This is a genomic window from Lysinibacillus sp. JNUCC-52, from assembly GCF_015999545.1.
Taxonomy (GTDB): domain Bacteria; phylum Bacillota; class Bacilli; order Bacillales_A; family Planococcaceae; genus Lysinibacillus.
This window is the reverse complement of the sequence record NZ_CP065546.1, coordinates 4,385,350-4,397,841: the sequence shown is the minus strand read 5'-3', so window position 1 is coordinate 4,397,841 and position 12,492 is coordinate 4,385,350. Positions and strand designations below refer to the sequence as shown.

The window sequence follows — 12,492 nt, the reverse complement described above, 5'->3', positions numbered from 1 at the left end:
TGCCAAAAAAAAGAGACTGTCCAATATTCCCATTGGACTAGTCTCCTATATGCTTATTTTTTTAACACTTCTTTATCTAAGAAAGAGCGTAAATCTTGTTCGGATAAAGCACCTACAAAGCGTGCTACTTCCTTACCACCTTCAAAACGAATAAAAGTTGGTGTTGCTTCAATACCGTACTTATCCCATAAATCTGCATATTCATATACGTTTAATTGAGCGATGTTTACATCAAGTTCATCTGCAATTGGCATTAATACAGGTGTAAATGCTTGGCAGTGCACACAAACTGGACTAAAGAAGTATGCGTTCACATCTTCGCCTGCTTCAATTTTCTTTTCTAGCTCATCAGGCAACATAATATTTTGGTAATTTTCATCATCTAATTGATCGATTGTTTCTTGTGTTAGCTTTTTGTCTCCATACGGATTATTCGCACTAGCAAGTTTGTTTTTGTTCGAGACATTTGTAAGCACAATAATCGCTGCAAACAATACAACAATAACCGACCCAATAATTAGTAATTTTTTCAATTAAACTCCTCCATTTTCACACAAAAATGCCCTACTTTTAGTGTATTTGGGATTGATTATAAAGTGTTTTTAGAACCTAGTAAACTATTTAGTCTTTCATATTAAATTTTCCAACTATTCAAACATAATTTAGTGTTTTTAAGGGAACATACTACTATAAGCTCAAAATGAAATTGGAGTGAACTTTGACTATGAAACACACTTTCCAACATGTCTTTCGAATTTACAAAAGTGATATTAAAAATATTGTATCAAACTGGGTAGTTGCCGTTATCGTTGGTGGCCTTATTTTTTTACCTTCACTTTATGCATGGCTTAATATTTATGCCTCTATGGATCCTTACGCTCACACTTCCAATATGAAAATTGCTGTTGTAAACGAAGATGTCGGGACAACCGTTAAAGGAGAAGATCTAAATATAGGAAAGGAATTAATGACCAATTTAAAAGAAAACGATAGCTTTTCCTGGTATTTTACGCCTAAGCAAGAAGCGCTCGATTCATTAAAAAATGGTGACTATTTTGCAGTTCTTATCGTTCCTAGTGACTTTTCACAGAAGCTCACATCCATTTTGACAGATGAACCGACAAAGGCGCATATAGACTATTATGTAAATGAAAAAATTAATCCGATTGCCCCTAAAATTACTAGTAAAGGGGCTGGCGTTATTACGCAACAAGTTTCGAGTGAGTTTATATCCACTGTCAATGGCACCCTTTTTTCAATGTTCAATACAATTGGTATTGAAATAGAACATGAACTTCCAGACTTTAAAAAATTTGAACAGTACATTTTTACAATTGAGCAACATTTACCTGATATTGAGTCCATTCTAGCGCAAACGGCAACAGGTGGAAAAGACGCTGAAAAATTATTAGACACGACGATTAGTGAAATTCCTGAAATAGAGAAAATTACGAATAACGGCCTCACAACTGTTCAAAGCGGGTTAAAGCTAATTAATGAAGCAGATACACTGTTCAATCAGCTTTCACCAATCGTTCAAAAGGATTTAGAAAGTGCGCAAACAATCGCACAGCAATTCACAAATCTTTTAGAAAAGCTGCAAAGTGCTACTTCCGATACTTCGACATTAGCGCAGTCAAAAGACGAACTGCAAAAACAATTAACCTCTTCACTAGACAAAGTAAACAGTAGTATACAGACATTGGAGGCTTTACAAAAACTAACACAGGCAGACGCAACTTCTCGTAAACAACTTGAAAATTCACTTACTGATGTGATTCAATCACTTCAACAAGAAGATTCTACCGCTGAAGCTAATAAAAATCTCATTCAGCAATTGGAGTCTATACAAGATGCGTTACAAGTAAATCCGACAATAACAGATTCTTCGATAGATGCACTTTCTACTTTGCGTCAACTAAATTCACTTTTAACAGATGTATCAAGTAAAGTGCAGCAAATAAATAATATCGATGAAGAAAAGATAAAAAACGATATTGCTGAAGTCCAAAAAATTGCGCAAGATGCTGCTGACAATTTAAAACAGTTTCTGAGCTATTATACAGAAAATCTTGAGCCGCAAATTCATACAACGTTGAATGCAGCAAAAGATACGTTAACGAATGCTTCGACAATGCTAACAAAGGTGCAAGGCTCCATTCCACAGGCGCAGCAACGGTTAAACAATGCTAAAAATACACTTGTAACAGCCAATAAGGCAATAGCGACAATTCAGTCAGACTTCCCTACATTAAGTAAAAAAATTATTGATCTTGCTAATAAGCTACGAACGCTAGAAAACGAAACCGATATTTCTGAAATTGTTCAGTTATTAAAAAACGATGTTGATGCTGAACGGAACTTCTTTGAAGAGCCTGTCCAACTAGAAGAGCATAGAATGTTCCCAATCGCGAATTATGGAACAGCCATGACGCCTTTTTATACGGTGTTATCCATTTGGGTAGGTTGTTTGTTATTGATTTCCTTACTTGCGGTAAATATACATGACAATCAACAATATAGTATTCGGGAAATTTATTTCGGCCGATTAATGACCTTTGCAACGATCTCATTAATACAAACATTAATTATTACCATTGGCGATGCTTTACTATTAGATGTTTCAATTAGTGCACCCTACTTCTTCATTATGTTTGGACTAATTATTAGCTTTGTTTTTATTACCGTAGTCTACACGCTAGTATCTGTATTTGGAAATGTTGGAAAGGCGTTAGCAATTGTTATGTTGGTCTTACAAATTGCTGGTTCTGGTGGTACTTATCCAGTCGAGTTGCTACCTAAGTTTTTCCAAATAATCAATCCGTTTTTACCGTTTACCTATGCAATCGAAATGATGCGGGAAGCAGTTGGTGGAATCATCTGGCAAAAAGTATGGGTAGACCTCGCATTCTTATTAGGCTTTTGGCTAGTCTTTCTTCTGTTTGGCTTTTTCTTAAAAAAATTACTAGGCGAAAAAATGGAACTTTTGATGAACAAAACACGAGGTTTAGATATATTTCATTGAAAATCGTCCTTGCTTGCTATAAATATTGACAGGGACAATGTTATAATGGAAATATTGTAAACAAGTAGGAGGCGTTTGTTTTGAAAAAACTAATATCCATTTTTACGTTATTACTACTCGTATTAAGTGCTTGCGGGACAGATAAGGCAATGAAAGAAAATCCGAGTGACACACAAGATGAGGCTTCACATGATGGACATGCTCATGTGTCAGGAGATATTCAAGAAGAAACAGCAGGTGCTGATGTTCTACCATCTTTTTTAGATAGCCAAACCGAGAATATTCGCTTAGTTTACCAAATCGCGGGGCAATCGACAGATATTTTGGAGTGGATGCCTTGCTACTGTGGCTGTGGAGAATCCGCAGGACATAAAAGCAATTTAAACTGCTTCATTCAAGAAAAGCGTGAAGATGGAACAATCGTCTGGGACGATCATGGTACACGTTGTGGCGTATGCTTGGAAATTGCACTGCAATCAGCAAAAATGCATAAAGATGGCATGAGCTTGAAAGAAATCCGTCAAACAATTGATGAGACTTACAAAAATGGTTATGCCAAACCAACACCAACTGAAATGCCTGCTTAAATCATAAGAGCTATCGATGAAAAGGAAAAAGTGTTAGATTGACTGCAATCAACCTAACACTTTTTTGCTGTGCTGTGAATGGTCCCACTTTGGCGATTACTTTTCACCAGCTTAGCGTCAGCCGCTTCCCCGTAAGCAAAAGTCGCTATCTCTAACAAATATGCAACAACCAATGTCCATGCTTTCTATGTTACTTTTGACGATACTTATAAACATATCCTCTTAGTGCGTTTTATATTATTTTACAAGTTGTAACACCGTTTTAAAATGAGTATGATCTGCTCTTTGTAAAAGTTCATACAAAATCATCTCCGTGCTCGTTGGCAAAATGCCTAGTGCCTTCATTTTATCTAACCCTATTTCCTTATTGGCTTTAGTGCGAGAAGATACGGCATCAACGACTACCTCAACTTCAAACCCCTGTTCCTTCAACTGTCTTGCTGTTTGATAGACACAAATATGTGTTTCAATTCCCGTTACAATAAATTGCGTACGTCCACTTGCTTTAACTGCATTAATGAAGTCCTCTTCTTGGCATGCACTAAAAGCCATTTTGGCAATTGGATTGCCTGGCAGATGCTGTGCAATTTCTAGCGCAGTGCCCCCTAAGCGACTTGGATTTTGTTCCAGCCATAATACTGGCACATCCAGCGCTTGCATTCCTTGTACAAGTTTTGACACATTTTGAATAACCGTTTCGCTTTCATCTACAATTGTTGCCAATTTCCCTTGCACATCAACGACAATTAGACTTGCTTGTTCAACTGTAAACATTAAAAACACCCCTTTTCATTACTTAACGATAGTATACCGAAATTTCTTTGTCTTTGTAGTGTTTAAATAAATTGTGTGCGAATTGTGTGCGTGCCTGACACTAAAATGCTCATTTTCATCCTACATAAATAAAATATTGAGAATTTTGTTTTTTCTCTTGAAAATTAAGTTATAATCCAGTAAAGTGCTTTTATTAAACAAAACAAACAAGGAGTGTACCACTTTGACACAACGTGCATACAATTTTAACGCAGGTCCATCTGCACTACCGCTAGAAGTTCTAGAAAACGCTCAACAACAATTAGTTAACTTCCGTAATTCAGGTATGTCTATTATGGAAATGAGCCACCGTAGTGCGATCTTCGACGAAGTACATAATGAAGCAATTGCTCTACTAAAAAAACTTTATGCTATTCCAGAAAACTATGAGGTACTATTTTTACAAGGTGGGGCAAGCCTGCAATTTACAATGGTACCAATGAACTTCCTTCAAGCAGATAAAAAAGCAAGCTACGTTTTATCTGGTTCATGGGCTGAAAAAGCATTCAAAGAAGCAAAATTATTTGGTACTCCTGTTGAAGCCGCAAGCACGAAGGAAAATAAATATCGTAACATTCCAGCTTTGTCAGAAATTCAATTTAATGAAGATGATGCATACCTTCACATCACATCAAATAATACAATCTACGGTACTCAATGGAAGGAATTCCCCGAAACAGGCAATGTTCCTTTAGTAGCAGATATGTCGAGCGACATTTTATCGAAACCTGTTGACATCAGCAAATTTGGGATCATTTATGCTGGTGCGCAAAAAAACCTTGGCCCTTCTGGTGTAACTGTCGTTATTATTCGCAAAGACTTATTAGAAAAAGCGAACAAAGACATTCCAACAATGTTAAAGTATACAACGCATACAGACGGTAACTCGTTATACAACACGCCGCCAACATTCGGTATTTATATGTTAGGTGAAGTATTAAAATGGGTTGACGCTAAAGGTGGCGTTGAAGCAATTGCTAAACTTAATGAAGAAAAAGCACAAGTAATTTACGATGCGATTGATAACAGTAATGGCTTTTACACTGGTCACGCAACGCCTGAAAGTCGTTCATTAATGAACATCACATTCCGTGTCGCTAATGAAGAGCTTGAAAAACAATTCCTAGCTGAAGCAAAAGCAGCTGGATTTATTGGTCTAAATGGTCACCGCTCAGTTGGTGGTTGCCGTGCTTCAACATATAATGCTGTTCCATTAGAAACTTGTAAAGCACTACGTGACTTTATGGTCGCATTCCAACAAAAACACCAATAATAATACAACGGCGAATGATAGCTTAATCATATCATTCGTCGTTTATTTTAATTCAATGGCATTTTTATGCTCCCTCTCTAATTTATAGCCTCCGTCTTCCGCTAAAAATTCTTTCACATTTCCCAATGATAGACTTCTATCTCTATGACAATTCCATTGGTACAAACATACATTTACAAAATAAAATAAACTTACAAAGCATTTTTTTAAAGAAAAAAATAGTTTTTTTAGTGTCTATCGGACATATTACCAACCTCCTTCCTTTTAAAAAACATAGATTATAAGTGTAAGGCAATAGCTTTACATTATTTCTAACGAAAGGAGGTAGTATCAAATGGAAGATAGAAGATATGTTACACACATGAATTGGGCTCCTTGTAAATGCCAAAAACCTTGCAACTGTCACCAAAAGAAACAACATGAGTGCAAAGAAGAAAAAGGTCATAAAGCAATGAATCACTGCAGAAGCTGTATCTGTGAGCAATTAAAATGTTTAGAAGTTGGCACTGTAGTAGATGTTTTCTTAACAGGCGGCCTTAGTTTCCTTGGTTTGACTTTCGTGAGCTTTAATGCAAGAAATTGCTGTGCTTATTTCCTAGAAGCAGGTTCTACAACACCACTTATTATTGACTGTAAAAAAATAGATGCTATCCGTATTGTAAGAAGATAGTAGTAGTCTTCTTATGCCCTTTCCTTCTAGCATTACTCCTTCACAATAAATAAAACCCTGTCAAATATTAATTTGACAGGGTTTCATGTTTACAATCTGGACATTTACCGTATATTTCAAATTTATGATTTTCGATTTCATAATCAGGAAGCTTTTCACCAAGCATCTCCATTGGACAAAGATTGAGCTCTTTCACATTGCCACAATCCATACATATGAAATGATGGTGATGATGTTCAGACTCACAATGCATGCGAAAATTTCGTTCGCTGGATAACTCGGTTTCTTCTAATATGCCAAGCTGTACAAACGTTGAGAGATTTCGATAAATCGTATCAAAACTCATACCAGGAAAATCTTTTTTCAGCACATCTAATAAATCTCGAGCGGTTAAATATTTATCCGTCTCTGCAAACATATTTAAAATTAACTCACGTTTATCTGTTTTTTTATAGCCGTTTTCTTTTAAAATTTCCCACGCTCGTGAAATATTCACTGTGCTGCCTCCCCTTGTTTTGCAGATAGTTTTAACATCGTTTTCTTACCTATGATTACAAGTAATAAGATAAGAATTGATGTAACAACAATTGTACCACCTGGTGCTAAATCTAAGTAAAATGCACTTACTAAACCGATTAATACCGCTACCTCGCCAAATACAATTGCATAGATAATCGTTTGCTTAAAGCCTTTTGCAAGACGCATTGCTGCAGCAACTGGCAAAGTCATTAAAGAAGATACTAGTAAAATACCAACGATACGCATACTTGCTGCAATCACAAGCGCTGTCACAATCATAAATAAAAGATGAACCCATCGTGCGGGTAGTCCACTAGCTTTCGCATATTCCTCATCAAACGATAGCACAAAAAGTTCTTTAAAGAATAAAAATAAAAAAACAATGACTACAATGGCAATCCCAATGACAACCCATAAATCCTGCCTTGAGACAGCCGAAACGGAGCCAAATAAATAACTCATTAAATCGGTGCTAAAGCCACTGGCAAGTGATATAAAAATCGCGCTAATTCCAATACCGCCAGACATAATAATCGGTATGGCAAGCTCTTCATAGTGCTTATACAGTCGACGTAAGCGTTCAATTAATATTGAACCACTAACTGAGGCTATAATGCCAAGGTAAATAGGATTTAGCATTGCAAATGCAGCAAAAGATTGACTTACATACAAGCTACCAGCAATACCCGCAAGTGTAACATGGGATAAAGCATCTGCAATTAATGATAGTCTGCGAACTACTATAAATACACCTAGTAAAGGTGCAATGATGCCAATCAATAAGCCAGAGAAAAAGGCATTTTGTAAAAACTCATAGTTAAAAATTGCTTCAATCATTGTGCCTTCTCCTTCTAATGAATCTTTCTCACGGAATGGCCGTACCAAGCGTCTAGCGCATCCTGAGAAATAGAATCAAATTCGTCTTTGTAACCGTGGAAATGAATCGTTTGGTTGAGGCAAGCAACATGGCTAATTCGGTTTGAAACTGTATCAACATCATGTGTGACAAGAATCATCGTAATTCCTTGTTCCCTATTTAAATTCGCCAGCATATCATAAAAGGACTGCACATTCTCATGATCGATGCCGACAGTCGGTTCATCCAGTATCAATAATCTTGGCTCGCTTACTAAAGCTCGTGCAATAAAGACACGCTGTTGCTGTCCACCAGATAGTTCACCAATATTTTGATTCATAAAGGCGTCCATTCCTACTGCCTTTAAAGCCTCATATACTTTGTTTTTGACATCTTTTGTAGGTCTTTTAAATAGCCCTAATTTTTTTGTTAATCCGCTGATGACTACCTCTTGTACAGTTGCTGGAAAACCTGAGTTGAAAGCATTGGATTTTTGGGAAACGTAGCCTATCCATTCACGATGTTTAAATGTTGCACTTGGCTCTCCAAACAACTTAATTTCACCAGACATTGGTTTCAATAAACCTAAAATAATTTTTAATAATGTTGATTTTCCTGAACCATTAGGTCCGAGGAGTGCTAAAAAATCTCCTTCTTCCACACGGAATGAGATATTTTTCAATACTTGTGTATAGTCATATTGAAATGACACATTATCGATGTCAATTAATGTTTTTTTCATGCATGATCGCTTCTTTCTAATTCAAAATCATTACGATTTACAAATTGTAAGTATAAATGAATGTTCCATATTTGTAAAGAAAACAAGACTTAAAAGGAGGGATTGGTTGTGAGTATTCATTTTTTGCAGCAATTATCTCAAAGTACAGATAAAGAAGTAGTTGCCATTGCACGTGCCGAAGGTTTTGAAATTAGCACGTCAGAAGTAAAAAAGCTTCGACCTTATCTTGAGCAATTCTCATTTTCTTGGCTCTTTTTAGGTATTCCAAAAGAAGTACTGAGTGAAGTGGAAGCCGTTCTAGGAAGAAAACGTTCCCGCCAGCTTATTGCACTATTTACTAAATAATATAGTAAGCCCGAAGGTCAGTTTTGACTTTCGGGCTTTTTTTTATGTAATAGTGAAAATTGTTTCCTCTTATCCTTACATTGACAAATATCCTCCAAAATCTACCTATATTTTAAATTTTTTTTGAACTTTTTAGTAAATTAAAATAGATTTTTCTTTACAAAAATATTGAAAATAGAAAGTTTGGAATTTTATAATAATTGATAATTAGAGAATAAAATACTCTTTCTCTATGTCATGTTTTTTGTTGCTTAGTTGTTTTGTTGCTTATGGTTTATTCTCATCAAAATACAAAGAAGGAGTTGGATTGACATGAAGAAAAGACTAGCAACAACAGTTTGTGCCTTAGGATTATTAGTTAGTGCTGGTGCAGCAAGTGCAGGGACGAGTGCTATCACGTATGCGAAGGAACTGCCTGGGTTTAAAAGGAACATATATTTAGCGAACGGAACAAAAGACAATAACAGTGACTCAAAAGTTGAAAATTCTATAGTTGGTCAAAATTACGAGGCAACTATGTGGATTGTGGATGCTAGTGGGAAAAAGGTTTCTAATACTGCAAAAGATGTAACTGATAATGATACACGCTTCTTTACAGTAGATGATAGTGCAGTAGGCGGCAATGTAACTCTTGTAGCAGAAAATGATAAAATAACTCGTGTAAGTGTGGAAATTTCTGGGAGATTTTATCCAGATACAAAATAAAATAAATGAATTTAAGTATATATAGATGGTTGTCATATCGAATTTCCATAAAGATAATCTTTTTGTTGCAATGTTGTTGTGTTGCTTTCAGTTTATTTTCAGCAAAATACAATGAAGGAGTTGGTTTTTTATGAAGAAAAGACTAGCAACAACAGTTTGTGCTTTAGGTTTATTGGTTAGTGCAGGTATAGCAAGTGCAGGGACGAGTGCTATCACTTATGCGAAGGAACTGCCGAAATTTTCAGGTGATATTAGTTTAGCAACAGGAACAAAAGACAATAATAGTCAATCAAAAGTAGAAAACGCTATAGTTGATAAAAATTACACTGCAAATATGTGGATTGTGGATGCTAAAGGAGCAAAAGTATCTCCAACAACTACAAGAGTAACGGATAATGATACACGGCTCTTCACAGTAGATCAAAGTGCTGTTGGCGGCAATGTAACTCTAGTAGCAGAAAATTCAAGATTTGCCCTTATTGAAGTAAGTATTTCAGGAAGTTTTTATCCAGACACACGATAATCTAGCATGCACAATTTATAATATAACAACATTGATAGTGATTCTTTTATCAGCATTTTATTGATAGGGTTGTCTATCCTGGACGGCCCTATTCTTTGAATAGGAGGATATCAATGCTACTTGAATATAAAAAGCTGTTTAAAAATAAAAACTTTTATCTTAGCATTTGTGCCTTATTATTAGTTGTTGTGATTGCTGTGCTTATAGGTGTAAAAGAACATAATGAAGAATATTTATTAACAGAGAGACTTTTTAATCAACGCTATGAAAAACCTATTGTTGATGAAGTGCTCAATTTCGTATCTCCGCATAAACAATGGCTCGGTTTTACTAATAATTTTCCATCTGATTTGTATTATTTTATTTTTCCATTGTTGATTTCAATTGCACTCGTGGATTCCATTTATCGCGAAAGAAAAAGCGGCTATCAACATTTTATTTTTATGCGTATGGATAGACGAAAATATTACATTGCAAAGTTTGCTACTACTTTTCTAACTGCTTTTTTTATGTTCGTACTACCACTATGTTTAGGTGTAGTGCTTGTTAATATATTTACAAATCACTGGGATTATACAGCCTATGCTACTAACTATAAAGGGTTTGTTGAAGGAACATTGGCAATACCCGATAATGTTTTAAGTGCTTTTAAAGGAGATATCCAACCTCTTTTTTCGGATTTACTAAGCATGTCTCCATATGCATATGTTGCTGTATTTTATATTATCGGAGGATTGTTTGCTAGTACGTATGTTTGTATGGGACTAGCACTATCTATGTTTATTAAAAATTATTATTTATTAATTTTTATGCCGCAAATTATTTATACTAGCCTTTGGTTTTTAGCTGCCAATCACCCAAAATGGGCTCCCTTTTACTTTTTAGCCCCAGAAGGTATACATGGAGACAACTCCATCTCTATTATGATGATCGAAATTCTGTTGCAAATTTCCATTACATTTGTCATTTACTTAGTTGGGATGAAGAAACATGAAGATGTTTTATAAGTACTGCACCTATTGTCGACAGGATATTCGCTTGAAAAAATTGCTCTTTTGGATTGTGGCATGTTTTATGATAACGCTACATTTACTTGAGGTATTGCCTTTTATGTCAGTGGCAACAAGATGGCATACGCTAAAAGACTTTATATTAGCCTCTCTTTATGAGTATTTCTATATTCCTATTTTTTTAATATTATTAGCACCCTTTTCATCTAAAGACAATGATTGGCTATTGCTTAGAAGATATCGTCACCGACGGCAATTTGCCACTTATAAAATTTGCTTTGTTTTTATCGTGACTGCCTTTTTTACAGCGGTTGCTTTCGGAAGTAGTATGTTGAGCACATCGTTAGCGAAGTGGCTATTTTCCCCTTATATCACAAATTACAGTGCTCTATTATTATATGTGCCTGAGCCAAAAGGAAACGGTTCCTTGCTTTACTTTATGTATATGTTTTATTGTGTTACGGCTATTTTCGGGTTGCTTTATATCGTGTTCCAACAACTTTTCAAAAATAACTTCATTAGTGCGATTGTAGTTATGGTTCTTGGCATGTTGGATCGATATATAAAGCACTTTGTGTATATTGCCTTTAATAAAACTGAATTTACGTCACCTATTAGTACATTCTTTATAATAGTTGCCATTATGATATTGTTAATCAATACCATTCATTATTTAGTCAATAAACTAGACTTTTACGTGCGAGATGATGATTCATGAGGACATTTTCGTTAGAGTGGAAACTACTGCGAGAAGATGCCCTTAAAATTTGTTGTATTTGTATCGTCTACCCATTATGTACTACTTTATTGTTACTCTATATGACATCACTTTTTGATGGCATGACATTGCGCCAAGCATTTACTGCCCTTTTGGGACAAGTGGAGGAACTTACTTGGATGTACTGGACTTTGCTATGGTTTGGTTATGTGCTTTTAATTCAAATTATTTGGAAGCCTCGCTCCACTTCTTTTTCATACAACATGCTTTTACGCTATCCTAAAAAAAGCTGGTTTTGGCTTAATCGGCTGCTAATCCTACTTATATTCACTGCATGCTATGTCGCTATGACTTATATCATGAGCTTTTTCCTTTTTTTAAAAGCTCATGTGGTGCTACAATTTGATTTTTTAATTGTTCTACAGGCATTGTTTCTGTGCATCAATATGTACTGCCATGCACTGCTATGGAAAATCATCGAATTATTGCTATCAGCAAAAATAGGGACTATTTCGCTCATTGTCCTATTTTTTGCAGGTATTAAACAATCCGCTCCTTATATTCCTTTTTATTATGGGCTAATGGGCAATTTCGAGGCAAATATGTTCGCTGTCATTTTAGTTATGGAAGGTCTATTTATTTGCCTTTTGAGTTTATTCATAGTTCGAATAGGGTTAAAAAATGATTACGATTAGGGAGGTTACGA

15 protein-coding genes are annotated in these 12,492 nt (G+C 35.5%); 10 read left to right on the top strand and 5 right to left on the bottom strand.

The features are described from left to right. Window positions 1-53 precede the first annotated feature (53 nt). Complete coding sequence (locus JNUCC52_RS21725; RefSeq protein WP_172772032.1) at window positions 54-533, bottom strand: thioredoxin family protein; 480 nt, start codon at window positions 531-533, stop codon at window positions 54-56. A gap of 191 nt (window positions 534-724) precedes the next feature. Here JNUCC52_RS21725 and JNUCC52_RS21720 point away from each other — a divergent pair, with 191 nt between their 5' ends. Then, on the top strand, window positions 725-3,025 hold the full coding sequence (locus tag JNUCC52_RS21720) for a YhgE/Pip domain-containing protein (protein ID WP_337982246.1): 2,301 nt from the start codon (window positions 725-727) through the stop codon (window positions 3,023-3,025). Window positions 3,026-3,105: 80 nt separating this feature from the next. After that, window positions 3,106-3,612 (top strand): PCYCGC motif-containing (lipo)protein, encoded by a 507-nt coding sequence (locus JNUCC52_RS21715; protein ID WP_172772033.1) that lies wholly within the window; start codon window positions 3,106-3,108, stop codon window positions 3,610-3,612. Window positions 3,613-3,849: 237 nt separating this feature from the next. Here the strand turns inward: JNUCC52_RS21715 and JNUCC52_RS21710 are convergent, their stop codons facing one another. Next, window positions 3,850-4,386, bottom strand: coding sequence for a hydrolase (locus tag JNUCC52_RS21710; protein WP_172772034.1), 537 nt, complete (start codon window positions 4,384-4,386; stop codon window positions 3,850-3,852). A gap of 223 nt (window positions 4,387-4,609) precedes the next feature. Between JNUCC52_RS21710 and serC the strand changes: the two genes are divergently transcribed. After that, entirely contained in the window at window positions 4,610-5,698 is a 1,089-nt protein-coding gene (serC, locus tag JNUCC52_RS21705) for a 3-phosphoserine/phosphohydroxythreonine transaminase (protein ID WP_172772035.1), read from the top strand. Window positions 5,699-6,032: 334 nt separating this feature from the next. Continuing rightward, window positions 6,033-6,368 carry a hypothetical protein gene (locus tag JNUCC52_RS21700; RefSeq protein WP_172772036.1) on the top strand — a complete coding sequence of 112 codons (336 nt, stop codon included), beginning with the start codon at window positions 6,033-6,035 and terminating at the stop codon, window positions 6,366-6,368. A 67-nt stretch (window positions 6,369-6,435) separates the two neighbouring features. Here the strand turns inward: JNUCC52_RS21700 and JNUCC52_RS21695 are convergent, their stop codons facing one another. From JNUCC52_RS21695 to JNUCC52_RS21685, 3 genes are read right to left on the bottom strand one after another with little or no spacing between them, the layout of a single operon-like run. Continuing rightward, window positions 6,436-6,864 carry a Fur family transcriptional regulator gene (locus tag JNUCC52_RS21695; protein ID WP_172772037.1) on the bottom strand — a complete coding sequence of 143 codons (429 nt, stop codon included), beginning with the start codon at window positions 6,862-6,864 and terminating at the stop codon, window positions 6,436-6,438. Next, entirely contained in the window at window positions 6,861-7,724 is an 864-nt protein-coding gene (locus JNUCC52_RS21690; RefSeq protein ID WP_172772038.1) for a metal ABC transporter permease, read from the bottom strand. The genes JNUCC52_RS21695 and JNUCC52_RS21690 overlap by 4 nt, the downstream gene beginning before the upstream one ends. 14 nt (window positions 7,725-7,738) lie before the next feature. After that, window positions 7,739-8,485, bottom strand: coding sequence for a metal ABC transporter ATP-binding protein (locus JNUCC52_RS21685; RefSeq protein WP_172772039.1), 747 nt, complete (start codon window positions 8,483-8,485; stop codon window positions 7,739-7,741). A gap of 108 nt (window positions 8,486-8,593) precedes the next feature. Between JNUCC52_RS21685 and JNUCC52_RS21680 the strand changes: the two genes are divergently transcribed. The 6 genes from JNUCC52_RS21680 (at window position 8,594) to JNUCC52_RS21655 (ending at window position 12,481) form a co-directional block, all read left to right on the top strand. Beyond that, complete coding sequence (locus JNUCC52_RS21680; RefSeq protein ID WP_172772040.1) at window positions 8,594-8,830, top strand: endonuclease IV; 237 nt, start codon at window positions 8,594-8,596, stop codon at window positions 8,828-8,830. Between the two features lie 312 nt (window positions 8,831-9,142). After that, a complete protein-coding gene (locus JNUCC52_RS21675; RefSeq protein ID WP_172772041.1) occupies window positions 9,143-9,535 on the top strand; it encodes a hypothetical protein in 393 nt (130 codons plus the stop codon). A gap of 130 nt (window positions 9,536-9,665) precedes the next feature. Next, entirely contained in the window at window positions 9,666-10,058 is a 393-nt protein-coding gene (locus tag JNUCC52_RS21670) for a hypothetical protein (RefSeq protein WP_172772042.1), read from the top strand. Window positions 10,059-10,171: 113 nt separating this feature from the next. Beyond that, the gene (locus JNUCC52_RS21665; protein ID WP_172772043.1) at window positions 10,172-11,065 is read left to right on the top strand and encodes an ABC transporter permease; all 894 of its coding nucleotides are present in this window, start codon (window positions 10,172-10,174) and stop codon (window positions 11,063-11,065) included. Further along, window positions 11,049-11,786 (top strand): hypothetical protein, encoded by a 738-nt coding sequence (locus tag JNUCC52_RS21660; protein ID WP_337980800.1) that lies wholly within the window; start codon window positions 11,049-11,051, stop codon window positions 11,784-11,786. The genes JNUCC52_RS21665 and JNUCC52_RS21660 overlap by 17 nt, the downstream gene beginning before the upstream one ends. Next, the gene (locus tag JNUCC52_RS21655) at window positions 11,783-12,481 is read left to right on the top strand and encodes a hypothetical protein (protein ID WP_337980799.1); all 699 of its coding nucleotides are present in this window, start codon (window positions 11,783-11,785) and stop codon (window positions 12,479-12,481) included. Before JNUCC52_RS21660 ends, JNUCC52_RS21655 begins: the two co-directional genes overlap by 4 nt. The last annotated feature ends 11 nt before the right edge of the window (window positions 12,482-12,492 follow it).